The sequence below is a fragment of the Hymenobacter tibetensis genome (genome assembly GCF_022827545.1).
Lineage (GTDB): Bacteria > Bacteroidota > Bacteroidia > Cytophagales > Hymenobacteraceae > Hymenobacter > Hymenobacter tibetensis.
The window spans coordinates 2,586,456-2,613,102 of record NZ_CP094669.1 but is presented as its reverse complement, the minus strand read 5'-3'; the positions used below and the strand labels follow the sequence as shown (position 1 = coordinate 2,613,102).

Genomic DNA, 26,647 nt, shown 5'->3' with positions numbered 1-26,647 from the left:
GGTAGACGCCCACCAACAAACCGGCGCGGTGTTAGTCTACGGCCCTACTGCACCACCCCAAAGCGCCCACCCTTCACATCCAATACAATGGTACGCTCGGCAAACACTTCGTTGCCCAACATGCCGCCCAGGCCGGAAAAGCGCATCATCAACGTTTGCAACATACTCATCCCCTCGATATAGGTCACGGTGCGCAGCGGCATAGCTGTGGTGCCAACCTGCACAGTGGCGGCGGTAGGGGCCGTGTACGAAGTCAACGTTTTACCCCACGAATTCACGGCCGTCGTACGAACGGGGGCAGATGGTCGGGCCATCTTCTTCCATTCCTTCTGGCTGGTTAGCAAAGAGAATGCGCTACTGCCCGAGTCGAAGAATAATTGCTCGTCTTTGCCTTGCAAGTGCATGCTCAATAGCACACTACGGTTGGTGTAGTCTAGGGGCGCGAACACCGCCCGGCGGGCCAAGGATTCGGGCACCGAAGCACTTAACCTGAATTGGCGAGTTGCATAGTCAACAACCAGCGCCCGATTTTCCAGTATGTCTGATCCTAGCGTGCCAATAACGAACGGCACACTCTCGTCGGCGGGTAGGTCCCTGACTCCCATTTTCAGCACTCGAATACTACCCGCCTGCACCTGTCCGGCACCTAGTGCAAAGCGGAAGTTTTTCACTGCGTCGGCCGCTGGCAGTAGCGCCTGGGTTGTAGCAGGGTACCGGGTCCGTAGTGCCGCCAGGGGTTCGGTGTAGAGCACGGAATAGGGCGCGCCCGTGTCGAATTGCATGTAGCACGTGCGCGGACAATTGGGGATGCGCACAGGCACCAGCATAGCGGCGTGCGCTACCACTGGCTGGGCCGAGCTATCGGCGTGCCACGCGAAAGTGCACGTGGCCGGAAGCTGCGTTACAACGAGTTGGTTGAGGGGTGGCTCGAATTTCTTGCGCATGTAGAAGTAGCCACCAATGCCGCTTACGAGCAGCAGCACCAACACGGACAGCAGGATTTTGAACAGGAGCTTCATTGGAACGCGGAGTAGATTGGGTTATAGCATCTAAAGTATTTCCCCCCTCCTCTCGGTCGTGCGTCATATTACCGCCATTCACCCGCCACTTCACTACTCGTTTAACTATCAATTACTTACCCTACAGCCGGAACCTGTATACATCCAGGCGGCCCCGGCGCAACTGCAGAGCGTAGTAGCCCACGGTGAGGGCATTGAGGGCGTAGGTGAGCACCATTATGCCAACGAAAGCACCCGGCAGCACGATGTTATAGGAACGAGCCAGTACCAGGTGAACCAGTAACATAAGCATATAAGCAAAGAAGCTCAGCACCTGCCACAATATCTGGAAGCCCAGCACCCGACGGCCCAGTTCGGCCACATGTTCGGTGTCGTGGCGGCGGGCGCGCCAGAGCAGCAGCGGCACCACCAGATTGAGGAAAGGCAGCACCAAAAAGCTCAGCGCACTCAAGTTGAGTAACTGCAAAAACTGCGGGTCGGACCGCAACGCTGGCGAGGCGGCCGATGCTTCCGTTGCCAGCACGGGTGCAGGGGCGGTTTCCGGTTCAGGCTGCTCTTGCAACACGTCCAAATCCACGTCCAGGGCCATAGCCAGCGCCTGCACGGTGTAGCCGCGCGGGGTGGTGTCCCCTTGCTCTACCCGCTGGATAGTCCGCAAGCTCACCCCAGATTTTTCGGCTAGCACCTCCTGTGACAAACCCTTCCTTTTACGAACAGCAATGATACGAGCAGCCGAAAACATACAAGCGTTTTAAATAACGATGAATAGCGACCAATAATAGTGTTCCTTTTCCAATAATCATGTTACGCAACAAGCCAGTAGCCTGCCTATTCCTCAACGGCCGTTTCCAGTGGCCCGTGCTTCACTTGTCAAACTCCTGGTATCGGCACAGGATGGCTTGGGGCCGTAGCGGTATCCGCTTGTCTCTTAGAGCGACTCGCACGATGAGCCGGCGAACTACCGGGCGGTATTAGGGGTTTGAAAGGAAACCTGCTTCCTATGCCCTTCCACTTTCGCGCTCCGCTATATTTCACCTTCTTGCTTCTTACTGCCTGTAGCCAACAGCAAACCCTACAGGGCATCTTTCAGAAATCAACGCCCCACGAAACCTACGCACGGCGCCTGCGCCAAACCGGCCTCGACCAAACTGCTTTGGGCCGCGACTGGCTAGCCGCGGCTGACCGTGCGCTGCGCGACTCGTTGGTGGTGAAACTACCGTTCGAGGAAACCGGCTACTTCGCGGCCGAGCGCGCTACGGCGGCGGCCTACCGCTACCAAGTTCGAGAAGGCGAAACGGTGCGCATCAGCCTAACCATGGGAGCGGGCACTGAGGCCCGTGTGTTTCTGGATGCTTTCGAGCTAGACCCCGACCGAGCTCAGCCCCGCCCCCTGACCTCGGCTGATACCACTGCCCTATCCTTTAGCTACGTAGCCGAGGACGACCGCCAGCACTTGTTGCGCGTGCAGCCGGAACTGTTGCGCACGGGCCGTTTCACGTTGCGCATTCAACGGGCGCCAAGCCTGGGGTTTCCGGTGCATGGCAAAAACGACGTGGCGGTGGGTAGCTTTTGGGGCGTAGACCGGGACGGCGGCGCCCGCCGGCACGAAGGCATCGATATTTTTGCCAAGCGCGGCACCCCAGCCGTGGCAGCCGTGGCGGGCTATATTACCCGCGTCAACGAAACCCCACGCGGTGGTAAGGTGGTGTGGCTGGCCGATACTGAACACAGCCAACACATCTACTATGCTCACCTCGACCGACAGCTCGTACAAGCCGGCCAGCAGGTGAAGGCCGGCGATACGCTTGGCTTGATTGGCAACACCGGCAACGCCCGCACCACCCCCCCTCACTTGCATTTCGGTATTTACCGGGGAGGGCGGGGCGCCATTGATCCGTTTCCGTTTGTGCGGCGAGCTGATGCTTCACCAGCGGCCCCTAGTACCGCACCCGAACGGCTCGGCCAGTGGGTGCGGGTGAAAGACAAGCAAGCCGACCTGCGCCGAGGGCCCCTAGCCAAGCAAGCGACCGTAGCGGGAGTTACGCGCAACACCGCCTTGCTGGTAGTGGGTAGCCAAGCCGATTGGTACCGCGTGCAGCGCCCCGATGGGCAACTCGGCTACATTCCGGCGCGGGCGGTGGTGCCTGCCGCTGCTTCTTTGCGCAACCTGGCCCTACCCGTTGCCACCGACTTATACGCGCTGCCGCAAACTGGGTCCGCTACGCTCGACTCATTGCCGGCTCGTAGCCAAGTGGCCGTGCTAGGAGAGTTTCGGGGGTTCCGGCTGGTCCGTAGTGCGGCAGGCACTATCGGCTGGCTGGCCGGGTCAGACTCGTAGGCTGTACTAGAACTACAACTTCACCCGCCACTCACCCGCGCGGCTTTATCTTTCGCTTGGTGAATAGGAGTATTCGCGGCGTAGCTTTCCTTGGTGAAGGCTACGCCGCGTTTTTGTGTCACTTGTGGGAGTTTTAGTTGGGGCTTAGGCTAGCCTCGTCCATTACAATAAAAAGCCCCTGATGGTTATCAGGAGCTTTTTATTGTAATCTTTTAAATCCTTAGAGCTTAGCTTATTGCGCTACGACAACTGCTTTGCGGAGCTTTTTGGCGTAGGCCAGGCGTCTTTCTTTGCCGCCAGCAGTGGTATAGTCGAAGCCAACTGCTTTGGTGTCATCGCGCACTGCTTGCCAGGCTTGGGCATCAATGTCGGAGGGCTGGCGGGTGGCACGTGGTACGGCTGGTTGCGTGAACCGGTCTTCGCGGAAAAAGCTGTTCATGCCTTGCAGAATAGCAATTTCTTTGTCGCGGGCGGTGGCGGCCTTAGGATCGGCAATCATCCGGTCGTCGACGAGGGCAGTGGCCGGTATTATTTCTTTGCGCAAGGTGTCGCCGGTGCTACTCAGGATGATGAGTCGCGCCTGTGCGTTCAGGATTTTGGTGCCTTGCAGTTGGAGTACGAATTTATCTTTGGCCTTGGGGTTAGAGAAATAATGGGTGGAATTGACAGTGCGCAGCACGGTGCGGTCAGTGACACGGCCGCGCGCACCCTCGGGCACGGGCGTATAAGGCCGGTCGGTGCTATGGGCGGTGCCTGCCTCCCGGTCTGCATTGATACAGGAGCTAACCTGAAACAGCAAGCCTAAGCCAGCAACAACTAGTATTCGTTTTTTCATTATGGACTGGAAGACTAACATAGAGGTGGTTCGGCAAAGTACAAAGCTACCTAGTAGCTGGCAGGAACATAAGAGCCGAGCCCAGTAATTTTTTCACCAAAGCTACGGCTAACCCTTCATCTACCAAAAACAGCGCAGGATTAAATAACCAGACTTGTTTCGTTGCTTTCAACTGATTTCTTAGGTCCACTAAAGTTAAGCTTACGTTACGAAGCATATACGGGGAGTGCTTAAGAGAAGGTTCGGGGAATGCCAATTAAATCCAACCCTTACAACCACCCCAGCTCCACTCCTACCGTCCAGCGCGGCAGCTCCGGATACCGCACTCGATACGCTGGCGTGAAGGTATCAGAAAGGCGGTAACGAGCCACTGCGGCATACCGGCCCGAACCCAACCGGGCACCTACCCCAACCGGCCAACGGTGCAGATACGGCAGGCCGTGCTCGGTGGTTTGCACCCGCCGGGGACCAGTGGCCGGCCGGTCTTCGTAGCGGTTTGCGGTGCTCATCACCCAGCCGCCCCAACCAGTCAAATCCAGGTAGCGGCCTATCACGTTGCCGCGGGCTACCATGTTGAATCGCACAAAACCCTCCAGCTGCAACTCCGACATGGCAATGGATTCCTTGTGGTGAACTGTAGCTGTAGGCAACACTTTGGAGCTGGTTTGTTGCAACGCATAGGTCAGGCGGACAAAACGCAAATCCAGCCCCACACTCAGCGGCTCACTCAGCCGAAACTTGTTGCGGACGCCCAGCATCACTTCGGCCGAGTTGCCATAACGTAGTTCGGCCCCAGAGCCGGCGGCCCGGCCAACCACGGGCAGATACCCAATATACAAGTGGCTGTAGAAGCCCCGGTTGGGCCCGAACGAGGTATACAGCGTGTCTTCAGCCACTTCGGCGCGCAGCAGCACCCGTTGGGCAAGCACTGACTTACTGGCCAGCATCAGTACCCCTAGCAGCAATACAACCTTGTGCTTCTGCACCAACTTCATAGAATGGGGTAGCTATGGGTGGCACCTAAGTAGAAAACCCGTATTACGTCGCCGGGGCGAAGGCTCCGTCGTGGTATCCGCAGGATGGCTCGCTGGCTGACTTCCAGTACCTCGTAGCGGTGCAACACTCCGTGGGAGTCGGCAACGTGCCAAAAGAAGTACCCCGCCGCTGGCAACACCGGAGCAGCCGAGGCGGGGGGCCCGCTAGCCCCTACCCCTTCCAAAGCAGTGGGCGGGCGGGCTTCTTCGCGGCCTAGTGCCCCAACGCGCCCAGGTGCATTTGCCGCGGTGGCAACAGAGTCAAGGTAAAGCGGGAGGGCCCGCGCTACCACTGGCGGCGCTGCTTCAGGGCGAATAAACACGGAGACAACACTATCCGACGCGACAAAGCTAACCGTAGGCGCCAAGCCCGGGCGCTGACCAGCACTGGGTTGCAGCACAGCATCGGCCTGGGGCATGCCGTAGCCATGCGCGTAATCATAATACGGATACAACGCGCCGGCCTGCTGAATGGCAGTGAACAACGCCATTACGGGCAAGGCGCGCTGCTGTTGCCAGGCGCAAGCGGCAAAGCCTGCTACCAGCGGCGAGGCAAATGAAGTACCATCGATGCGCGCATAGCCCCCACCCGGCGAAGCGGCCAACACCGTCCCGAAAGCGGATACGTTGGGTTTCAACCGGCGGTCAGCAGAAGGCCCGTAGGCACTGAAATCGAGGTGCAACCCCGTTTCAGGACTGATGCCGCCCACGGCCAGCACCGAATCGGCGTCGGCGGGGGTGCCAATGGTGCGCCAGTCTTCGTTGTCGCCGTCGTTGCCGGCGGCATTCACTACCAGCATCCCCTTGCGAACGGCCAGCTCGGCAGCCCGCGCTACCAGGCTAGTGTGGCCATCCATGTCTTCCGGGAAATAGCGCCGGGTGGTATAGCCCAACGATGAATTGATGATGTCGGCGCCGTTGCGGTCAGCCCACTCCACAGCGGCCAGCCAGTCCAGTTCTTCGGTATAAACTTCTCGATGGATCCGCTCGGTGCGCGCCAATAAGTAGTCGGCGCCGGGAGCTAGGCCAAGCAGCGTACCGTCGGGTAAGCGGCCTGCCAGGCACGAAAGCACCTCCAATCCGTGCGTGCCCCCGTGAAATACATCGGCAGTTCGGCGCACAAAATCGTAGCTGGCTACCACTTTCTTATCTGCAAATAGCTGCTTGAAAGCCGGATGGTGGTCGGCTCCGCTGAAGCCTACATCGAAGATGGCAATGCGTAAGCCCCGCCCGTCGAGGCCGGCGCGCCGAAACGTTTCGGCGCCTAAGGTGCGGGTTTGTTGCCGGGCTAGTTGGCGGTCGGCCGCGCTAATGGGTTTGCTATCCTTGTTATCTGCGGTAACCCGAAGATGGGCCGCGGGCAGCAACTCGGCCACTGGCAATGCTTTCATACTGCGGACACCAGGTAGGCGCGCCAGTTCTATGGCCTGCGCGGCGGTGGCTTGGCAGGCAATGGCATTAAACCAACGACTCACAAAAAGAACCGTATCGGCGTGGGCGCGCACTTGCTCCAGGTAGTCGGAGCGAACCGGCAGGTCGGTGAACTCAGCGGGAGGCAGGTGCTGACGCTGGCGGCGCGCCTGGGCAGCCGGGTGAAAGTAAGCGGCGGCCTGAAAGGCAACTCCGTTTTTGTCGCGCAGCTCCAACCAGTAACGACGGGTGGGCGGCGGAATAGGTGCCCCTGCTATCGGACCCACCATTGCCAACAGCAGCAACACGATTTGAAAACGGAGCAGCAAATGCGGCAAGAACAAAGCAGAGTAACAGTACAGAGAGGAACAGGTAAGGCCTGTTACGCACGCGAACGGCGGTTTTGGGCAGCCCAAAGCCACGTATCCACAAGAATTCGTTGTTGGCACAACAAAGCTAACGGAAATCACCTGCTGTCGATGCTCCTAGCCGACAACTCAACTCGCGCACGGGCCGTTTCAAGCTCAACTACTCCTTTTCCCACATTTCATTTATCACTTCAGATATGCATTTACTGTCTGCCCGTTTGGTCTTGCTGTCTTCGCTGAGTGCAGGCGCGTTGCTCCTTGGCGGTTGCAACGCCAAGGAAATTGCCGCCCTCCAACAGCAAAACGCTGCCCTCACGTCGTCCCGCGACCAGCTGCAAGCACAAAAAACTGCCTTGGAGCAAGAATCTGCCCGCAACGAACAAGCCCTACGCGCCAGCCTGCTCAACAAGAACCAACAGGTCAATCAACTCAATGACAACCTCACCGGAGCCGAGCAGGCTAACACCGCCCTCTCCGCTGATCTGCGCTCAAAGGAGCAGCGGATTGCTGACATGCAGCGCATTCTCGACCAGAAGGATGCGGCCGTGAAGGCCTTGCGCCAGAAGGTGGGCGACGCCTTGCTGGGTTTCAACGCCCAGGATTTACAGGTAAATGTTAAGAATGGTAAGGTATACGTTTCCCTTTCCGAGCAACTACTCTTCAAATCCGGTTCCACTAAAGTGGACCCTAAAGGCCAGGAAGCTCTTAAGAAACTGGCTACTGCGCTGCAAGGCAATCAAGACGTAAATGTGCTAGTCGAAGGCCACACCGACAACGTCCCGATTGCGAAAGGCACGGCCGGTATGCGCGACAACTGGGATTTGAGCGTGTTGCGAGCTACGGAAATTACTCGCCTACTCACAGTTAACGGACTACCAGCTAGCCAAGTAACTCCCTCCGGCCGCGCAGAATATGTGCCTATCGCGCAGAATAATACGCCAGCTAATAAAGCGCTGAACCGTCGCACAGAAATTATTCTTACGCCCAAACTCGACGAGCTTTTTCAGATCTTGGAAGCTAATTGATTCTACCGTTCAGCTGTTTTCCGCTTCACACACTCAATGACTTTCCCGTAATGGAAAGTCATTGTTGCGTTATAGCTGCTACAACACAATGATTTCCAGAATATGCACAGTCTTTGAGTGAAGTATCTACAAGAGCATTTAGCCTGAATCTACCAATCCCTTTCTGTGTACTCTTATACAGGAATTGGAAGGCAAATTATTAATAGCAAATAAAAATTTCAGTGAAAACCTGCTATTAAACAGAATATTTTCAGTCTTACACTACACAGAAAATTACGTTCCTTGTTTTCTCACCAAACAGTGCGTCCACCCTATAACTACTGGCTATAGCTTGCAGAGTAGATGAATAAGCATCAATCGAATATATTACGCCAGTAACTTTCTCAAGCCTATAGCAATCAAACAGTTAATCGTATTTTCAAAATACGTGAACATGCTGATCGGGTTCATTTACAGGAGGCTGTCGTGTACACCGTATCATGCATCCGTGCCTAGCCTATTTTATTGCAAGAAGTATACAAGCCAACAATTACCCTAGGTGCGTACTGAGTGGCAATATGCGCCGCGGATAACGCAACGCTCAAAGTAACAGGCAGCAGTATCCTATGCACGTAGGCGTCTCCCAAACGGTTGGCTATGCACCACTGTATTTGCCGCATGAATTAAAATACTATTTAGCTACTAAAAACATTCTCTATTTCAAGCGTGCTAAACAAGATAACCCAACACGTTTTTTCTCGTTATACAATCAACTCTATTTGATATAAATAGTTTTTAACTCAACTTTGAGTGCAAATCAGTGTCCCCTCAACTAAAATTTCCAAATAATGGCCACTCCTGACCTAAGCAAATTACAGCAAATCCTGGCTAGCGCCGAAGACAACGAAGCGGTACTCAATCAGATTCGCAAAAACATGACGAAAGTAAACGAGTTGATTTCTGAAATCAGCACGATGCTTGAGCCTGGCTATACCGTAGAGAAAAAAGAACGCAAACCTCGTGCAGTAAGCAGCACTGGCAAGCGTCCCGGTCGTCCGAAGAAAGAAGTTTCTGCTCAATAATTATTTCGAGCACCAAAAAAAGCCGGCCGCAATAAATGCGGCCGGCTTTTTTTGGTGCCTGTATTATTCGGTTTACAACGGAAATTGCAACGGCTTACTTAGTGCAAATTTTGCAGCTACATCCGCGTACTACCTCCGTGCTTCTATTACAATCCGTATTTGCTGATCATGTAAATAAGGGCGGCCATGCTAGCACCGCCCAACTCTAATTCGCGGCGGTTGACTTTATCGAAGGTATCGGCAGCGGTATGGTGAATATCGAAATAGCGCTGGTCGTCGCAGTCGTAGCCGATGAGGGCTTTCACTTGGTCTTTCAACGGGCCGATGTCCGTGCCTCCGTGGCCAGGGCTGAACTCGCTGCTACCATAAGGCGCAAACAAGGGTTGCCACTGCTGCATCTTCTTCACCATAGCTGGTTCGGCCTCGATATTGAAGCCGCGAGGCGTAAAGCCTCCCCCGTCTGACTCCATAGCGGCTACGTGTTGCTCTTTGGCCGCTTTGGCTAGTTCGGCGTACTTCATGCCACCCCGCGCGCCGTTCTCCTCGTTCATGAACAGCACGGCCCGAACCGTACGCTCAGGACGCAGGCCAGTAGCTTTGAGCAGCCGCAGCACTTCCATGCTTTGCACGCAGCCCGTACCGTCGTCGTGCGCTCCTTGGGCTAGGTCCCACGAGTCTAGGTGGCCGCCAACGGTGATGATTTCGGCGGGATATTTCGAGCCTTTGATTTCACCCACTACGTTGTAGCTTTTTACGTCGGGCAGGGTCTGGCAAGCCATTTCCAGCTCCACGGTCAGGTCGGGGTCCACTTTCAGGAGCTGGCTGAGTTGGTCGGCACCGTTGGTACTGACGGCGGCGGCGGGCACTTTGGCCACGTTGTCTTCGTAGCGCATGGTGCCGGTGTGCGGAAGGTCGTCGTGGGCAAGCGAGAGGCTACGCACGAGGGCCCCCACGGCCCCACGCTTGGCGGCTTCGGACGCTCCGATCCGGCGCTGGTCACCGGCTTCGCCGTAGGCACGGCCCGTTTGCACGTAGGTCGCGTTCATGGGGCGGTTGAAGAACACAATCTTGCCCTTCACTTTTTCGGCAGGCAATGCCGCCAGCTCGGCCATGCTTTTCACTTCCACCAGTTGCGCTTTGAGTTTGCCGCCGGTACCCACTGAGCCACCAAGCGCGCACACGGCCAGGTTGAGGCCTTTGCCTTTGGCAGGTTTGATTTCCGCTTTTTCTTTGGCCCCCCGCACCCAGTGCGGCACCATTACTTCCTGCAGATACACCCGGTCTAGGCCGAGTTTTTCCATGGCTACTTTGCCCCACTGCACTGCCTGCTCGGCCTGCGGCGAGCCACTTAGGCGCGGCCCCACTTTGGTGCATAGCTCCCGTAGGTTCTCGTAGCTCTGGCCGCGTAGCAAGGCTTCGTCGTAGATTTTCCGGATGGCCAGCGAATCAATTTTCGTGGTGGTTTGAGCAGTTGCTGGTACGGCAACAGCAAGTGAGAAGGCGCCGGCCAGCAGCAAGCGGGAAATGGAAACAGACATGCAGTAAGAGAAATCTAAATCAGAAAATCAGGTGTAGCGCCAGTGCCAACACCCTTAAAGTAGCAGGATGCCGCTGTAAGTTGCAGCAGAAAACAGCTAGTGCCTACTGGGCAGCGCTTTTTGCGCCATAGCGCCGAGCTGCCACTGTAGCCGCTTGGGTGGAGTCGCGGGGCACCTTGACTTCCAGTAGATAATCATATTCGTTGTCGCCGATGGTGGGTACGGCACGCGGCGCCCCGAGGGCTTCGCTGGTTTCAAGGATGGTATTGGAGTGCCCAATTATCAGCACCGACTTTCCGGCGTACTCGCGACGGATACGGGCAGCCAACACGGCCAACTGCTTGGGGTCGTAGTCTTGGATGGAAAGTTTGAGGGCTTGGGCCAGCGGTTCGGCCGTGGCGCGGGTGCGGCTGGTGGCGGTGCTGAAGATAGCGGCTACTGGCTTCTGCGGAAGCAGCGAGTCGCGCAGGGCTAGCGCCCGTTGTTGGCCGGATGGCGTCAACAGCGGATCAGGCAGGTTGGGCGTGAGGTCTTTTTCGGCGTGTCGAACCACGTACACTACAGTTGGCGACGCGGTGGTGGAACGCTCGGTGGTGCATTGGGTGGTGAAGGCAACCAAAGGCAGCAGCAACAGGCGCAGGAAGGAAAGTCGGGTCATGGGCTTTGATAAAAGACAGAGGAAATCAACTGGAAGACGTTGCCAAAGCAGTGCCCGGCCTTATGGCAATGCCAGAATCTGCTTGAGTTCGGCGTTGCTCACGGTCAGCAACCCTACTTTGGGCAGCCGCTGCGTGAGCGTGCGCCAGTTAGGGTCTTGCTTGAAAATGGGCTGTAGCATTTTCAGCGCGGCCGGCACTTGCTGTTTGTTGGCCAAGCTGATGGCGTGCCAGTACTTCATTTCCAGGTTGTCGGGGAAGAGCTTTTCGGCGGCTTGATACTCCCGGATGGCCCCGGGCACATCGTTTTTCTCTACGGCCAAGTCGCCGGCGTTCATGTGCTCGTAGGCGCGGCGCAGGCGCAGCAGGCGGGCCAGTTCTTTGAGCGGTTCGGCGCTGTCGTCCACGCGCAAGTCGATGAGCCGGTCATCCCAGGGAGCATCGGTGGCCTTGCCCCGCACCACCAGCAGCGCGGCCGACTGCCGGCCTCGGATGTCGCCGCCAGCGGCTTGGGCCGCTTCCAGAGAAGCTACCACTCGCTCGGCAAAAGGCAGCTTCGCATTTTGTTCGTAGGCGTTAGCCATGGCCGTAGGCACCGTGTTGGTGAGCATCATGTTGGCTTGCACCGAAAACTGATTGCCCTGCTGCTGCCCCGCCATATCAACGCACTTTTTGCCGGTGTGGGTAGCCACGCTGCCTTGCGCATCCAGAATGGCCACTTGGCGCACGTCGCGGCCTTCGTCGGTGCGGAGCAGTTCATCGAGGGCCTGTTGGGCAGTCTTACCGCTCTTGAGCAAGGCCAGCCCTCGCATACCAAACGACTTGTTGGTGAACGACTGCGTGGCTACCACTCCCACGCCTGCTTCGCCCCAGCTCACGGACGTGCCCACCGAAAACCAGTGGCTCTGCACGGCCACCGCCATGTCGCCGGTTTGCGGGTCGCGGGCCACAATGGAGAAGGTATGGGCCAGCGGATCAGTGGCGCGGTAGACCTGGGCCGTAGCGGTACGTGGCACATAAGGCAGGTAGACAACCAGAAGAAAAAGCAGAAACAGGTGTTTGCGGTTCATAGGAAGCGTGGTGGTGAAAGTGGCTCAAGATACAAGCTGGCAACGGTTGCGCGAAGCGCAAACCCGGCGCTGCCCCCGGCAAGGCTTTTCGAGGGCACCTAACGTTGGAACTTCAGGCTTTCAAGCAGGCGCTGCCCTCAGTGGCTGTTGCGGGGTGACTTGCTGGCGGCACCTCCCACTACAATTTCATCCCCGGCGCTTATCTTACTGCCTCTACCCGATTGTATGCCCCATTCTCAACCCGTTATTCGGGCCCGTGGACTTAGCAAGCGCTACGGTCCGCACGCTGTCGTGCAGGATATATCGTTCGACTTGTTGGCCGGTGAAACCTTGGTGTTGCTGGGGCCCAGCGGCTGCGGCAAAACCACCCTGCTCAAAACCCTCAACCGGCTGGTGGAGCCCGATGCCGGCACAGTGGAAGTGCAGGGCCAGGACGTGCGCGCACAACGGCCCGAAGAACTGCGGCGCGGTATCGGCTACGTTATTCAGCAGGTAGGGCTACTGCCGCACCTGACCGTAGCCGAGAATGTGGCGGTGGTACCGAAGCTCCTAGGCCACCCCGCCGCCCAGATACAGGCCCGCACCGAGGCTTTGCTCACTCGCCTGCACCTGGCACCCGAACGCTATGCCAACCAATATCCGCGGCAACTCTCGGGGGGCCAGCAGCAGCGGGTTGGCCTGGCCCGCGCCCTGGCCGCTAACCCACCCATCATCCTGCTCGATGAACCCTTCGGCGCCCTCGACCCTATCACGAGAGCCGGCATCCGGCGGGAGTTCCGGGAGTTGGACGAGCTACGCCAGAAAACGGTGGTCCTGGTTACGCACGATGTCACCGAGGCCTTCGAACTAGCCGACCGGATTATGTTACTCGATGGCGGCCAGGTGCAGCAGCTAGGCACGCCGCGGGAGCTGTTATTTCAGCCAGCCAACGACTTCGTGCGGCGCTTCTTCGAGGCCGAGCGGCTGACCTTACAACTGCGCACGTTGCAGCTAGACGACTTGCTCATTGATTTAGCCAGGTCCAATGACTCCGAACATATAAACAACTTGAAATCAAATCAAAACATAATACAATCTAACGTAACCGTTCAAGAAGCATTGGAGCTACTAAGTGCTCCGCTAGAAGCCCGCCGTGCGGCCACTACCGCTCATAAAACCCCGGCAGCTTCTAGCTCGGCCGGGGCCGTTTCCTCTACGGCCCCGGCCTCAGAGGAGCTTGCTTCTTCGCCGGTACTATGGATTCAGCACCTTGCCAACAAGGCCACAGAGCAAGGCCCGCCAGCGGCGGCCTCCCCCCTGGTTCCGGTCACGCTGCCTGCCTTGATGGCCGCTTTCGGACAAGCCGTTCAACGCCTCCAACGCCCATGAATACCTTGCACGAACTACTAGCTTTTTGGCAGCTGCAAGCCGGCAAGCTGGGCCAGCAAACGGTGCAGCACATTGGCCTGACCGCGGCGTCGTTGCTGCTGGGCGTGGCGGTGGGGGTACCGCTGGGGTTGCTGCTCACCCGCCGCCCCCGGTGGGCGCCGTGGGTGCTGGGGGCGGCCGGCATCCTCCAAACTATTCCCAGTATTGCCCTGCTAGGCTTTCTGATACCAGCCATGGGTATTGGGCCGGTGCCGGCCATCTTCGCGCTGTTCTTGTATGCCCTGCTGCCCATTGTCCGCAACACCGTAACGGGTATTCGGGGGGTTGATGCGGGCGTGGTGGAAGCGGCCCGCGGCCTGGGTTTCACCGATGGCCAGCTCTTGCGCCGTGTAGAGCTGCCGCTGGCGTTGCCGGTGCTGCTGGCGGGCATCCGAACGGCAGCGGTTATCAATGTGGGCGTGGCTACGCTGGCGGCGTACGTGGCGGCGGGCGGGTTGGGCGAGTTCATCTTCGGAGGCATTGCCCTCAACAATCCGGTTATGATATTGGCTGGGGCTATTCCGGCGGCGGCGCTGGCGCTGGTGTTTGATGCTGCCCTGGGCGGGGTGCAGCGCTGGGCCGGTGAAAAGCGGCGCACCGTGGGCATTGGGGTGCTGGTGGCGTTGCCGCTCCTCGCGACGCTGTATCTGCTGCCGCGCGCTACCGGGCGTTTGCAGGCGGGTTTCAGCCCCGAGTTTGTGGGCCGGGCCGATGGGTTGCCGGGCCTGACTGCAGCGTATGGCCTGCGCCGGCTGCCAAGTGTGGTGCTGGCGCCAGCGCTGGTGTACGAAGCGGCCCGCAACGCCAACGTGGACCTTATCGACGGCTACTCCACCGATGGCCGCATCAAGGCCTACGACTTACAAGTGCTCCACGATGACCGCCACGTATTTCCGCCGTACTACGCGGCGCCCGTCGTGCGGGCCGGCCTCCTCACCGAACACCCAGAACTACGGGCAGTGTTTGGCAAGCTGGCCGGGCAACTCTCGGATTCGGTAATGACCGAGCTAAACTACCGCGTGGACTATCTGCACGAAGAGCCCCGCGCCGTTGCCCTGGCCTTTCTGCGCCGCCAAGGACTGTGGCGCGCCCCGCGTCCCCTAGCGCCAGGAACTGCTACCGTAAAATTAGGCTCCAAGATTTTTGCCGAACAGTACATTCTGGCCGAGATGTACGCCGGCCTCATCCGCGGCTACACCAACCTCGACGTAGAAACCAAAACCGGCCTGGGCGGCACCACCATCTGCTTCGAGGCGCTACGTAGCGGCGCCATTGACATGTACCCGGAATACACTGGTACGGGGTTGCTGGTGCTGCTCCAACCGACGCCGGCCGTGGTTGACTCGCTGGGTGGTGATGCCGGGGGCGTGTTGCGCTACGTACGCGCCGGGTTTCAGCGGCGCTACGGGCTGGAATGGTTGGCGCCGCTGGGCTTCAACAACACCTATGCCCTACTCATGCGGCGCCAACAGGCCACGCAGTTGGGCATTGCGTCCATTTCAGACCTAGGAACGTATTTACGCCAGTAGCCTGAAGCGCCTCGTGGGTATTTCTTCATCTACGCTTCACTTCGGCCACGAGAATGTTGTGCTTTAAACCTGATTTCCTATGCACGTCCTGATTGTGGAAGACGAGAAAAGCCTGCACGACGAGGTGCGGCAGTTTCTACTTGCCTCGAAGTACCTCGTCGATTCGGCCCACACCTACGCCACAGCTTCCGAGAAAATCTTCGTTAATAGCTACGACTTCGTGCTCCTCGACCTGGGTTTGCCAGATGGCGATGGCCTCGACTTACTGCGTGAAGCCCGCCGCAACGACCGGCAAGAAGCATCGTTCATTATCCTCACGGCCCGCGGCGCCCTCAACGACCGTATCAAGGGCCTCGACCTGGGCGCCGACGATTATTTGCCCAAGCCGTTTTCTTTGCTGGAACTGCAAAGCCGGATGCAGGCCATAGTGCGCCGCAAATTCGGGCTGAAGCGCCAGGAAATAGTCTTCGGCCCCGACTTCACGATGGATGTGCCGGGCCGGGTGCTGCGCCATGGCGAGCAAGAAGTGTCGCTCACCAAAAAAGAATTCGACCTGCTACACTACCTGGTGCTGCACAAAAACCGCGTGCTTACCCGCCTGCAATTAGGAGAGCATCTATGGGGCAACGTGCTGGAAGACGATTCCGATTCCAATTATATCGACGTGCATATCAAGAACATCCGTAAAAAGCTCGGTGCCTTTGCCTCCGCCGACTTCCTGGAAACAGTCCGTGGCATTGGGTACCGCGTAACCGAGTAAAAGTTATCATGCTCCCTGGTCCTGGAAGTTTGGTTATGCGCTTGGAAGCCAAGCTTGCGCTTTTCAATGCGCTGTCGAAGCTGCTGCTAGTACTGCTGGGGGTGGCTTTGATTCCGGCCATCGTGAGCCGGGTGGCCATTGCGCACACCGACCAGCGCCTGCACGAAAAAAAGCGAGAGGTGCTGGCGCTGGTTAAGCGAGACGGACTTATGGCGTTTGTGCGGCAAGAACAAAACCAAGCCTACGCCGACTACAACATTCTCAAGCAGGAGTACATCAGCTTGATGCCGGAACATGGGGCTACGCTCCGGGTGCCGGAGGAGCGCATCTTCAACGAGCCCCGGCAGGTAGACAACGAGGTGGAGGACTTCCGGATTCTAAGCTACCGGTTTACGGCCAGTGGGCGGCCCTACCGGCTGGAAATAGGCTCGTCGTTGGCAACCGTGGAGCTGTTGGAAAACACGCTGCGGCAATTGGCGCTGTGGGTGCTGGTGATTGGAGCGGCCCTCACCATTATCACCGATGCGGCTTTTGCTCGGTTTCTGCTGCGGCCCCTCAGCTACCTGATTTCGCGCAAGCTGCGCAACGTGCACCATCCTTCCGGCTTTTCCTTTGCGCCTATTCCAACTTCCACCATGGATTTCCGGCAGCTCGATGATAGTCTCAACGAGATGATGCACCAGATTCAGTCGGCGTTTGAGAAGGAGCGGGAATTTATGAGCAATGTGTCGCATGAGTTGCTCACGCCGGTAAGCATCCTGCAAACCCGCTTCGAGAACATGCTCCAAGACCCATCGTTGGGGCACGCGCACTCCCTGAAGCTGGTGGAGTCGCAGAAGACGCTCTACCGGCTACGCAACACCGTGAAAACGCTGCTGCTGATTGCCAACATCGAGAATGAGCAGTACCTACGTGAAGAATCTGTTAGCCTGGCGGCCGTAGTGGCGGACGCCACCACCGAGCTGGAAGACCGATTGGCACAGCGCGAACTTCACCTACGCGTGGCCCTAGACCCAGACTACGTGCTGCCCCGTGCCAACCAAACGCTGCTTTTTACGCTGATTTTCAATTTGCTCAGCAACGCCATCAAGTACAACCGCTGGGGCGGCAGCATCACCGTGACGGGCCAGCTGCCACACCCTGGCACGTACCGCCTATCGGTGGCCGACACCGGCCCCGGCATTGCGCCCGAAAACCTGCCCCACCTCTTCGACCGGTTTCGCCGTTTTCAGGCCAGCGGCCCGTCTGCGCCGGAAGGGTTTGGGCTCGGCTTACCAATTGCCCAAACCATTGCCAATTTCCACGCCGCCACCCTCACCGCTACGTCGGAGGTAGGCAAAGGCAGCACGTTCACGCTGGAGTTTCAGGTGGACGCAGTGCCGTCAACCTCGTCTAAAGTTGGTTAGCCTCAGCGTATTGGCTTAGGGGCACTAGGGCAGCCCTCATGCAGTCTTCATGGTTGCCAATCTAGCTTGCAGCGCTTGTTTCTCACTCGCTGCCTTCCATGAAACCCGATACTCACTCCAACATACTGGCGCCGTGCATCGTGCTGCTGTATCTGGTGATACTGCTGCTGGTGCTCGTTTTTTCACCGAACTCGCCTCAGCTCACGCACCCCAAAACGGTGGTGCGCGCTGCACCCGTAGTAGTGCGGCACTCCCCCACTCCCATACTGCACCGTGTACGCGGCATACGCCCGTAGGCAAGCTAGAATCAAGTATTCAACCTAGTAAGGCCGTCCTGCTGCGTTTGCCAGAGCAGGACGGCCTTTTGCGTGTCAGCGATATACTCTTCTTACCAGGTGTCCTCACCCAGACAAACCACTGCCAAGTAACAGAAAGCAGCTAGCAAAGAACTACAGGTAACTACCGCTTATGTCCGCCTACCCCAACCCTTCAGCTGACTCGCCGGGTGCTGGGGTCGCGCTGCCTACTGCGGGGGCCGCTGCTGCCTTCGTTGCATCGGGCACGGTGCTAAGCTGCCAGTTGGTGTTCATGAGCTTCATAGCGTAGGTGGCCGTGAGGTCGAACTGGCAAGGCACAATGGAAATGTAGTTGTTGGCCAGCGCCCATTCGTCGGTGTCAGTGCCTTGGTCGAGGTTGATGAACTCACCGATCAGCCAGAAGTACGGCCGCTTGTATGGGTCGTGGCGCAAGTCGAATTCCTCTTGCCATTTGGCGTTGGCCTGCCGGCACAGCTTGGCTCCTACAATGGGGGTAGCGGAGTTTTTAGGAATATTCACGTTGAGGGCCGTGCCGGGCGGAATGCCGTTTTGAAGGGCTTGGCGCGCAATCATCTCAATCCAATCAGCCGTGTGCGAGAAGTCGGCATCGTGTCCGTACTCGCAGAGCGAGAAGCCGATAGCAGGCAACCCCTCAATGGCTGCTTCAATAGCTGCCGACATCGTACCCGAGTAGAGCACGTTCACCGAAGAGTTGGAGCCGTGGTTGATACCCGACACGACCAGGTCGGGCTTACGGTTCTTGAGCACATGGTTCTTGGCCAGCTTTACGCAATCGGCGGGGGTGCCGCTGCACTCGTAGGCTTCGATGCCCTCGAAGATAGTGCTGGCATCTAGACGCAGGGGGTGGCCGATGGTGATGGCGTGGCCCATGCCCGACTGGGGCGAGTTCGGCGCTACCACCACTACTTCGCCGATACGGCTCATTACGCGCACCAACATGGCAATACCGGGTGCGGTGATACCGTCGTCGTTGGAAATTAAAATCAGGGGCTTGGAGGCTTCAGCAGACACAGACAACGGGGGATTGGTAGATAGACAAACAACAAAACAAACTAGGCCAACACAACGGTAACCGCCGCAGCAAAGGTACGGCCATGCGTAGAGTACGGAGTAGCGCTGCCGCCGGACAAGAAGTTCGCACTGCATTAGCTAGTGGAACAGCTAACCCAAACAATCGACTACTCTTTTTACTGCTACCAGTTACTCAACGCCAAAGGCGCAGGCCGCGTAAGCATCGGCACTACTACCTAACGTTCTGTTCCATGTCTAGTTTTCGACTTTTGTTGCGGCCCGCCAGCGTGGCGTTGCTGGCAGTTGTGCTGAGTGCCTGCGGCTCCTCCGGAAACAGCGGCTCTTCCAGCGGCGACGTGCCCTTTGCCGGCGACTCCCGCGCCACCGACCCGGCGGCGGCAGCCCAGCGCTTGGCGGCCAACGAAAACGTACCGGACTCGCTCCACCTTATCAGTCCGGGCCGCGCTGGGCGGCTGCGGTTGAACATGACGGAACGGGAGCTGCTACGCCGGATACCGGCCCCGCAGCTCAAGAAGACCACCTACCAAGACAAAGGCCAGACCTACCCGGCCTACGAAATGCTCGACGCCCAGAAGCCTGATGCGCCAGCCACCGTACTTCATATGCTCCCCGATGACAAGGGCGTGGTTCGCCTGCGCCGCATCCGCATCTATGATCCACAGTACCGCACGGCCGAGGGCATTGGGGTTGGGTCGCCGTTTGGAGCAGCCCGGCAGAACCTGGGGCTGACGCGGGTGCGCAACACGGCCGCAGGGTTTGCGGGCGTGTCGGATCTGGTGAGCATGGCTTGGGTAATCGACCCCAACTCGCTGCCCGACAAGCACCCCGACGATATGAACTCCACCGATATTCCGCCGGCTGCCCGCATCACAGGCGTGCTGCTTTATCAGTAGGCGAAAACATAGTGGAATAGTAGTAGATGATAAATAGTGTACTTTGGCGACACCAGACGCTTGCATTAGCGGTGGGTTGCTGCCCATACGTACTAGTTTCGCTCCTACTTTTCCTCTATGGCTTTTTTCAACAACCACTACCGCACCCACGACTTCGGCCTACTGCTGATCCGGGTCGGCATCGGCATCATGTTCACTATTCACGGCTATCCGAAGCTTATCGGCGGCCCTGAAAAATGGCTGGAGCTAGGTGGGGTGATGAAGCTGCTGGGCATCGACTTCGCTCCCGTTGCGTGGGGTTTTTTGGCGGCCGTAGCGGAAGCAGTAGGTGGGCAGTTGCTGGCACTCGGGTTGTTTTTCCGGCTTACCTGCGTGCTGCTGCTCGTCACGATGATTGTGGCCACCTGCATGCACGTACTGAGCGGCGACGCATTCAACGCCTACTCGCACCCGCTGGAGTCGGCGTTTTTGTTTCTGGGCTTGGCCTTTGCCGGCCCCGGCCGCTACAGCCTCGACCAGCTCCTGTTTCCTGCCAGGCGGCGGCTGTATTAAAGCAAGGCACAGCCTTTACCACAGTCTGTCATTCCTTGTTTCCTGTTTTCATTCTTAACCCAATTCCTTTTTCCTGTATGCCTTTACTGCAAAGCTGGCGCTGGTATGGCCCCAAAGACCCCGTTAGCCTCTCTGACATCCGGCAAGCCGGAGCCACCGATGTGGTAACAGCGCTGCACCACGTTCCGAATGGCCAAGTATGGACCGTAGAGGAAATTCAGAAGCGCCAGGCGGAAGTAGCCGCTGCGGGCCTGACGTGGAGCGTGGTGGAAAGCGTGCCGGTGCACGAACAAATCAAAACCCGCACCGGTGCCTACCAGCAGCACATCCAGAACTACCAGCAAAGTTTGCGCAATCTGGCAACCTGTGGTATCTACATCGTCACGTACAACTTCATGCCGGTGCTGGACTGGACCCGCACCGACTTGGCGTATGAAGTGGAAGACGGTTCCAAGGCCCTGCGCTTCGAGAAAGCCGCGTTTATAGCGTTTGATGCTCTGCTGTTGAAGCGGCGCGGTGCGGCAGATGACTACTCTGCCGAGGAACTAGCCAAAGCCGAAGCCCGCCTGGCGGGTATGAACGATGCCGAAACGCAACTGCTTCAGCGCAATATTATTGCGGGGTTGCCGGGCAGTGAGGAAAGCTTCACGCTGGCCCAGTTTCAGCAGGCGTTGGATGCCTATCAAGGCATCGACGCGGCCAAGCTGCGCGAGCATTTAATCTTGTTCTTGCAGGCCATTGTACCCGTTGCCGAAGAAGTGGGCATCAACTTGGCTATTCACCCCGACGACCCGCCCTACCCTATTCTAGGGTTGCCGCGCGTGGTAAGCACCGCGGCCGACGTGCAGGCCCTGGCCGATGCCGTACCGTCTCGTAGCAACGGCCTGTGCTTTTGCACCGGCTCGTTCGGCGTACGTCCCGACAACGACCTGCCAGCCATAGTGCGCCAATTCGCCGACCGTATCCACTTCATTCATCTGCGCAGCACTCAGCGCGACGCCGACGGTAACTTCTACGAGGCCAACCACTTGGAAGGCGACGTGGACATGTACGCCGTTATGCGGGAGTTGGTAGCCGTTATGCAGCAGCGCCAGGTCCGCCTACCCATGCGCCCCGACCACGGCCACCAGATGCTTGATGATCTGCACAAAAAGACCAACCCTGGCTACTCAGCCATTGGCCGCTTACGGGGCCTAGCGGAGTTGCGCGGGCTGGAAATGGGTATCACCCGCGGCCTGGACGCTTAAGTGAACCAACCTGGCTTTCACTAAAGAACCGCCTTATACAAGCGCCGTTGTGGTGTTTTGCTGATGTACTAGCACTGATGAGGCTAGCGCGGCAAAACACTGCAACGGCGCTTCTGCGTGCAAGGCGTTGGCGAGTGGTCGGCGTGCTGTGCGGCTATCGGGTTGCGGTACTGCCATGCATTCTGCCGGCCGAATGCGTACAGGTTCAGTGGGGAAACGCTAGTTTCGGGGCTTGAACCTTGCTTTCCACTATGCTGTCGATTCTGCTGTCTGCGCTGCTGCTTGCTTCTCCGCCCCAAGATGATTGGCGCACGCCTTTCGAGAAGGGCAACGGCAACACCACCGCCACCTACGCCGAGTGTGTTGCCTATTACAAGAAATTGGATGCGGCCTATCCGGAAATCATGATGCGGGAAGTAGGCCCTACCGACAGCGGCCAGCCCCTGTACGAGGTGGTGGTAGCGCTGGATGGCAAATTCGAGCCGACGGCCACTGCTACCCGCACCCGCCCAGTGGTGTTGATTCAGAACGGAATTCACCCCGGCGAGCCCGAAGGCATCGACGCCAGCATGGCCCTAGTGCGCGATTACGTGCAGAAGAAGGAGCTACGCCGCCAGCTAGAAAACGTGACGCTGGTTGTTATTCCGCTGTACAACGTGGACGGGGCCTTGAACCGCAACACCACAACCCGTGTCAACCAGAACGGCCCCGAGAGCTATGGCTTCCGCGGCAACGCCCGCAACCTCGACCTAAACCGCGACTACGTCAAGCAGGACTCACGCAATGCCCGTTCGTTTGCGGACCTTTTCCGCCGCTGGCAGCCCGACATCTTCGTGGACACCCACACCTCCAACGGCGCCGACTATCAGTACAAAATGACGCTGATAGCCACCCAGAAAGACAAGCTGGCTCCGGCGCTCAGCGCTTACCTAACCCAGCGCCTACTCCCGGCCCTGAACAGCGGCATGGACAAGCGCAAGTCGCCGCTCACGCCCTACGTGGACTTTGAAGGCCGTACGCCGGACGCCCGCGGCTTGGTGGGCTTCCTGGAGACGCCGCGCTATTCCACAGGCTATACCACCTTGTTCAACACCATCGGCTTCGTAACTGAAACCCACATGTTGAAGGCCTACACCCCGCGTGTGCAAGCCACCTACGACTTTCTGGATGTGCTTGTGCGCTTCGTGCACACCGATGCGGCGGCCCTAACGCAGGCCCGCACGCAAGCCACCCAGAAGCTCAGCGAGCAAACCAGCTTCCCGTTGGCCTGGAAGCTGGATACCACCGCCGCTGACCAAGTTAGTTTTCGGGGCTACACTGGCAAAACCAAAACCAGCGAAGTAAGCGGCCAGCCCCGGCTCTACTACGACCAAAAGGCACCGTTCACTCGTCAAATCCAGTACTACAACACGTTTCGCCCTACCGTCACAGTTTCGCGTCCGCAGGCGTATCTGATTCCGCAGGCCTGGGGTGAGGTCCTCGACCGGCTCCGGGCGGCCGGCGTACCGTTACAACGTCTCACCCGCGACACTACCCTGACGGCCGAGGTGTATTACATCGAAGACTATAAAACTAGCCCCCGCCCCTACGAAGGTCACTACCTGCACAACTCCGTAACGGTGCGCTCCACTCAGCAGGCCCTTCCCTACCACCGCGGCGACTACGTGGCCCGCCTCGACAACGCCACGGCCCGCTTCCTCATCGAAACGCTGGAGCCCCAGGCCACCGACTCGTACTTTGCCTGGGGCTTTTTCGACAGCATCTTGCAGCAAAAAGAGCACTTCTCGGACTATGTATTCGAGGACGTGGCCGCCGACCTGCTGCGCCGCGACCCAGCCCTGCGTGCACAACTAGACAAGCAGAAGCAGCAAGACCCGGCCCTAGCGAAAAGCAGCGCGGCCCAATTGGAATGGGTGTATCGGCACTCCAAGTACTACGAACCCACCCATCTACGCTATCCGGTAGCCCGCTGGCAGGGCGGCACGTTGGCTGTGGAGTAGGACGGTATCATCTTATATAAGGCACGCTTGCACTTGAGCTTGTAGCAGCTTTCCAATGCCAGTTTCGCTATGAAAACGGTAAGTACGAGCTTCGCATACCAACCTAATAGCTACATCCCACTCTTTCTCTCTAGCTTCGTGCCATGCCCATCCTCGAACTCGACAATCTTTCTAAAAGCTATGGCAGTACCACTGCCCTGAAGGGGCTGACGCTGAGCGTGGAGCCTGGCAGTGTGTACGGGCTGCTTGGGCCCAACGGCAGCGGCAAAACTACCACACTCGGTATTGCACTAGGGGTGTTGCGGGCTTCCAGTGGAAGCGTGCGGTGGTTCGGCCAGGAGCCTTCCTCCGGCAACCGGCGGCGGATTGGGGCGTTGCTCGAAACGCCCAACTTCTTTCCGTATCTCTCGGCCCGCCAGAACTTGCTGCTGGCCGCCGACGTCAAGCACGCCGACCCCAGTACCGTTGACCGCGCCCTCGACCTGACGGGCCTGGGCACCCGCCAGCACGATGCCTTCCGGGGTTTCTCGTTGGGGATGAAGCAGCGGTTGGCCCTGGCTTCCACCTTACTCGGCAACCCGGAAGTGCTGGTGCTCGACGAGCCCACCAACGGCCTCGACCCTCAAGGCATTGCCGAAGTGCGAGACCTGGTAACACGGCTGGCCGCCGACGGTAAAACCATCATCATTGCCAGTCACCTGCTCGACGAAGTCGAGAAAGTGTGCACCCACGTGGCCGTACTCCAACGGGGCGACTTACGCGCTGCCGGTCCGGTCCACAGCATCCTAGCCACCGCCGACCGAGTAGTACTGCGGCCCGGCCCAGATACTGCGAGTAGTGCTTTCCAGCAGGCGCTGGCAGCACTGCCGTGGCTCTCGGACGTACGCCCCGAACCAGCTGGCGCGTTCAGCGCTGCCCTGGCCACCGGCCACGGCCCCGCCGACCTAAACCGGGCTTTGTTTGAGCAAGGAATTGTGTTGGCTGGGCTGGAAGTGCGTCACCGCAGCTTGGAAGCACAATTTTTAGAACTCACCAAATAACATCAGCCACTGGTTCGCGCTGGCGTTGCTGGCCTACGCTCGCGTCCAGTGGGTTTTACCTACTCCCTTTTATTTTATGCTTGTTCGCGCCGAACTCCGGAAGATCCTGCCCTATCGTACTGTCTGGATTATACTGCTCCTGTTTGTGGTGCTGCTGGCGCTGTTTGTGTCGGCGGGGGGCAACGTGGTGCTGAATGGCCAGCAGGTAGGCGCCACGCTATACACATTCCCGGGCCTGTGGCAGAAGCTGACGTACGTAGCCAGCTATTTCAATTTGTTGCTGGGTATACTGCTGGTTATTCTCATTACCGACGAGTTTCAGTTCCGCACCTTTCGGCAGCAGGTCATTGATGGGGCTTCTGTAAGAGAATTGCTACAAAACAAGCTGGTCGTGTCGGGCGGGTTGGCGGTGTTCGGGATGCTGACGGTGCTGGCACTCGGCCTGTACTTCGGTTTGACGCGGGCTGCTGATACTGCCAACCAGGCAACAGTGGGCATCACGGCCGTGCTGTTGTATGGGGTGCAGGTGCTCGGGCTGCTGTCGTTGGCCGCGCTGATTGCGGTGGTGGTGCGCCGCAGTGGACCCAGTATTCTGCTGTTTTTGCTGTACGCCTGGGTGGCCGAACCGCTGTTGCGCTTCTCTCTGCCTGATACCCTGGACCGCTACCTGCCAGCCAAAGTGTTCAACAGCCTCACTCCCATGCCCGGCCAGGAAGTGCTTGACACCATGACGGGCCCCTCGGTGGCTCTGCTCCCCACACAGGCGTTGCCTATCGCGCTGGCATATACCGCTTTGTTTTGGGGAGTGAGCTACATGCTGCTTCGCAACCGAGACTTGTAGGCGGAGCAGTGCACCAGGTGTTTAACTAGTACGCGGCATAGGAAGGGTGTAGGCCTACAGTACAGAAAGCGGAATACGGTACCGCTGCTCCGTTTGCCTTCTCTATTTCGCGCCTTCGCTTGTCAATGAGTTGGCGTAGTTTACGATGAACGCCAGTTCGCGCGCCACCGTGAAATTCAGTTGGTTTTGCTTGGCGTACTGCTCTAGCTGCTTGGCTTGCCCCCGAAACACATTCAGCAAATCCTTTTTAGGGCTACGAAGCGGGATAATTTCTCCAGCGGGAGTGGCCAAGAAGAAATCGTCCTTCATTTCGGTGTACGTACCCATGGAGCGGCCACCGCCGTAGGGGTTGCCGTAGCCATAGCCTCCGTAGCCATAAGGCCCGGCATTGGAAACCGTGCGTTGCATCAGCGACTCCCGACGAAGCAGGATGCGGGGCCCGTTGCTAAGTTGCTCGAAAAACGCCGGCGACTTGAAGTCGCTGTAGTCATTGCCTCGGTTCCAGCGGTACGTCCGAAACACCCGCACCTGGTTTACATCCGACTCCTCGCGGCGGCGGGAGTTGTACATAGGGTTGCCGTAGTAGAAGCCATTGCGGGCGTCGTAGAAGTTGTCGTAGTAGCCGGTGCCCCGGCGGCTGTCCCGGTCTTCGCCTTTCACGGCAAAGCTGTTAATAGCCACTGCCGAAAGTGTGGTAACAGTGCCATCGGCCTGCGCCATCATCACCACATCCTGGTCGCGGCGCAGGGTCACGGGGCCACGGAGCGTATCACCGTTGGTGAGTAGGATGGTACTGCCTGCAAACTGCTGCACGAAAGGCGACTGTTGAGCTTCGGCAGTATAGGCCACTGCCAGCAGCCCAGCCAGGAAAGTGAAGGCGAAACGATACATGGTCATAGCAGCAGAAAGATAACCGAAAAAACGAGTGGCCGCCGCGGCAACGTAGTTTTTCAGAACCAGTTGAAAACAGGTTTCCCTATCTGTGCTAACTTACTATCGTGTCTTGGGGTTCATTAAAAGCACGCTGCCAACCACAGGCCCGTGCTAGATTCAGTCAGGATCCAGTCGGCCGCCTACGAAAATCGTGTCATTCCTCGCGGCCAGTTCTTTGCGTGCTTCTGGATTTTGGTCGGGCATCTTACTGGCCTCACGAAAATACTCTTCCATGGTACCGGCGGGCTGACTGATAGTCAACGTATTCACATCTTCAAGTGATACCCGCACACCTACCATCAAAATAGAAAAACG

General features: G+C 58.1%; 25 protein-coding genes. 14 read left to right on the top strand and 11 right to left on the bottom strand.

Annotated elements, in window-relative coordinates; translation table 11 throughout:
- Positions 1-44: 44 nt before the first annotated feature.
- Together MTX78_RS10405 and MTX78_RS10400 are read right to left on the bottom strand one after the other, a co-directional pair.
- The gene (locus tag MTX78_RS10405) at positions 45-1,019 is read right to left on the bottom strand and encodes a hypothetical protein (protein WP_243802379.1); all 975 of its coding nucleotides are present in this window, start codon (positions 1,017-1,019) and stop codon (positions 45-47) included.
- 121 nt (positions 1,020-1,140) lie between these two features.
- Complete coding sequence (locus MTX78_RS10400) at positions 1,141-1,761, bottom strand: helix-turn-helix domain-containing protein (protein WP_243802377.1); 621 nt, start codon at positions 1,759-1,761, stop codon at positions 1,141-1,143.
- A gap of 258 nt (positions 1,762-2,019) precedes the next feature.
- On the opposite strand from MTX78_RS10400, the gene MTX78_RS10395 reads away from it, so the two are divergent.
- Positions 2,020-3,357 (top strand): peptidoglycan DD-metalloendopeptidase family protein, encoded by a 1,338-nt coding sequence (locus tag MTX78_RS10395; protein ID WP_243802375.1) that lies wholly within the window; start codon positions 2,020-2,022, stop codon positions 3,355-3,357.
- 232 nt (positions 3,358-3,589) lie between these two features.
- On the opposite strand, the gene MTX78_RS10390 is transcribed toward MTX78_RS10395, so the two are convergent.
- The 3 genes from MTX78_RS10390 to MTX78_RS10380 all read right to left on the bottom strand — a co-directional run bounded on the left by MTX78_RS10390 (position 3,590) and on the right by MTX78_RS10380 (position 6,965).
- Positions 3,590-4,192 carry a hypothetical protein gene (locus tag MTX78_RS10390; RefSeq protein WP_243802373.1) on the bottom strand — a complete coding sequence of 201 codons (603 nt, stop codon included), beginning with the start codon at positions 4,190-4,192 and terminating at the stop codon, positions 3,590-3,592.
- Between the two features lie 269 nt (positions 4,193-4,461).
- Positions 4,462-5,187: a hypothetical protein gene (locus MTX78_RS10385; RefSeq protein ID WP_243802371.1), complete on the bottom strand. Its 726-nt coding sequence runs from the start codon at positions 5,185-5,187 to the stop codon at positions 4,462-4,464.
- A complete protein-coding gene (locus MTX78_RS10380; RefSeq protein ID WP_243802369.1) occupies positions 5,184-6,965 on the bottom strand; it encodes a S8 family serine peptidase in 1,782 nt (593 codons plus the stop codon). Before MTX78_RS10380 ends, MTX78_RS10385 begins: the two co-directional genes overlap by 4 nt.
- Before the next feature lie 236 nt (positions 6,966-7,201).
- On the opposite strand from MTX78_RS10380, the gene MTX78_RS10375 reads away from it, so the two are divergent.
- Together MTX78_RS10375 and MTX78_RS10370 are read left to right on the top strand one after the other, a co-directional pair.
- Positions 7,202-8,029 carry an OmpA/MotB family protein gene (locus tag MTX78_RS10375; RefSeq protein WP_243802367.1) on the top strand — a complete coding sequence of 276 codons (828 nt, stop codon included), beginning with the start codon at positions 7,202-7,204 and terminating at the stop codon, positions 8,027-8,029.
- An 827-nt stretch (positions 8,030-8,856) separates the two neighbouring features.
- Positions 8,857-9,090, top strand: coding sequence for a hypothetical protein (locus MTX78_RS10370; RefSeq protein WP_243802365.1), 234 nt, complete (start codon positions 8,857-8,859; stop codon positions 9,088-9,090).
- Positions 9,091-9,236: 146 nt separating this feature from the next.
- Here the strand turns inward: MTX78_RS10370 and MTX78_RS10365 are convergent, their stop codons facing one another.
- From MTX78_RS10365 to MTX78_RS10355, 3 genes are all read right to left on the bottom strand, one after another.
- The gene (locus tag MTX78_RS10365) at positions 9,237-10,628 is read right to left on the bottom strand and encodes a M20/M25/M40 family metallo-hydrolase (protein WP_243802363.1); all 1,392 of its coding nucleotides are present in this window, start codon (positions 10,626-10,628) and stop codon (positions 9,237-9,239) included.
- Between the two features lie 103 nt (positions 10,629-10,731).
- Positions 10,732-11,286 (bottom strand): histidine phosphatase family protein, encoded by a 555-nt coding sequence (locus tag MTX78_RS10360; RefSeq protein ID WP_243802362.1) that lies wholly within the window; start codon positions 11,284-11,286, stop codon positions 10,732-10,734.
- A 60-nt stretch (positions 11,287-11,346) separates the two neighbouring features.
- Positions 11,347-12,354 carry a DUF1028 domain-containing protein gene (locus MTX78_RS10355; protein WP_243802360.1) on the bottom strand — a complete coding sequence of 336 codons (1,008 nt, stop codon included), beginning with the start codon at positions 12,352-12,354 and terminating at the stop codon, positions 11,347-11,349.
- A 225-nt stretch (positions 12,355-12,579) separates the two neighbouring features.
- Between MTX78_RS10355 and MTX78_RS10350 the strand changes: the two genes are divergently transcribed.
- From MTX78_RS10350 to MTX78_RS10330, 5 genes are all read left to right on the top strand, one after another.
- Positions 12,580-13,722: an ABC transporter ATP-binding protein gene (locus tag MTX78_RS10350; protein WP_243802358.1), complete on the top strand. Its 1,143-nt coding sequence runs from the start codon at positions 12,580-12,582 to the stop codon at positions 13,720-13,722.
- Entirely contained in the window at positions 13,719-15,290 is a 1,572-nt protein-coding gene (locus tag MTX78_RS10345; RefSeq protein ID WP_243802356.1) for an ABC transporter permease/substrate-binding protein, read from the top strand. Before MTX78_RS10350 ends, MTX78_RS10345 begins: the two co-directional genes overlap by 4 nt.
- A 79-nt stretch (positions 15,291-15,369) precedes the next feature.
- Positions 15,370-16,050 carry a response regulator transcription factor gene (locus tag MTX78_RS10340; protein ID WP_243802354.1) on the top strand — a complete coding sequence of 227 codons (681 nt, stop codon included), beginning with the start codon at positions 15,370-15,372 and terminating at the stop codon, positions 16,048-16,050.
- A gap of 8 nt (positions 16,051-16,058) precedes the next feature.
- Complete coding sequence (locus MTX78_RS10335; protein ID WP_243802352.1) at positions 16,059-17,456, top strand: sensor histidine kinase; 1,398 nt, start codon at positions 16,059-16,061, stop codon at positions 17,454-17,456.
- 98 nt (positions 17,457-17,554) lie between these two features.
- Positions 17,555-17,752: a hypothetical protein gene (locus MTX78_RS10330; protein ID WP_243802350.1), complete on the top strand. Its 198-nt coding sequence runs from the start codon at positions 17,555-17,557 to the stop codon at positions 17,750-17,752.
- A 180-nt stretch (positions 17,753-17,932) separates the two neighbouring features.
- On the opposite strand, the gene surE is transcribed toward MTX78_RS10330, so the two are convergent.
- Positions 17,933-18,733, bottom strand: coding sequence for a 5'/3'-nucleotidase SurE (gene surE / locus MTX78_RS10325; protein WP_243802858.1), 801 nt, complete (start codon positions 18,731-18,733; stop codon positions 17,933-17,935).
- 323 nt (positions 18,734-19,056) lie between these two features.
- On the opposite strand from surE, the gene MTX78_RS10320 reads away from it, so the two are divergent.
- From MTX78_RS10320 to MTX78_RS10295, 6 genes are all read left to right on the top strand, one after another.
- Positions 19,057-19,719 (top strand): hypothetical protein, encoded by a 663-nt coding sequence (locus MTX78_RS10320; RefSeq protein WP_243802348.1) that lies wholly within the window; start codon positions 19,057-19,059, stop codon positions 19,717-19,719.
- A 117-nt stretch (positions 19,720-19,836) separates the two neighbouring features.
- The gene (locus tag MTX78_RS10315; protein WP_243802347.1) at positions 19,837-20,271 is read left to right on the top strand and encodes a DoxX family protein; all 435 of its coding nucleotides are present in this window, start codon (positions 19,837-19,839) and stop codon (positions 20,269-20,271) included.
- A gap of 77 nt (positions 20,272-20,348) precedes the next feature.
- On the top strand, positions 20,349-21,518 hold the full coding sequence (gene uxuA / locus MTX78_RS10310; RefSeq protein WP_243802345.1) for a mannonate dehydratase: 1,170 nt from the start codon (positions 20,349-20,351) through the stop codon (positions 21,516-21,518).
- 251 nt (positions 21,519-21,769) lie between these two features.
- The gene (locus MTX78_RS10305) at positions 21,770-23,518 is read left to right on the top strand and encodes a M14 family metallopeptidase (RefSeq protein ID WP_243802343.1); all 1,749 of its coding nucleotides are present in this window, start codon (positions 21,770-21,772) and stop codon (positions 23,516-23,518) included.
- A gap of 143 nt (positions 23,519-23,661) precedes the next feature.
- A complete protein-coding gene (locus MTX78_RS10300; RefSeq protein ID WP_243802341.1) occupies positions 23,662-24,558 on the top strand; it encodes an ABC transporter ATP-binding protein in 897 nt (298 codons plus the stop codon).
- 76 nt (positions 24,559-24,634) lie between these two features.
- A complete protein-coding gene (locus MTX78_RS10295) occupies positions 24,635-25,399 on the top strand; it encodes an ABC transporter permease (RefSeq protein ID WP_243802339.1) in 765 nt (254 codons plus the stop codon).
- Positions 25,400-25,501: 102 nt separating this feature from the next.
- Here MTX78_RS10295 and MTX78_RS10290 read toward each other — a convergent pair whose 3' ends face one another.
- A complete protein-coding gene (locus MTX78_RS10290) occupies positions 25,502-26,296 on the bottom strand; it encodes a hypothetical protein (protein ID WP_243802338.1) in 795 nt (264 codons plus the stop codon).
- Between the two features lie 153 nt (positions 26,297-26,449).
- Entirely contained in the window at positions 26,450-26,602 is a 153-nt protein-coding gene (locus MTX78_RS10285) for a hypothetical protein (protein ID WP_243802336.1), read from the bottom strand.
- Positions 26,603-26,647 lie beyond the last annotated feature (45 nt).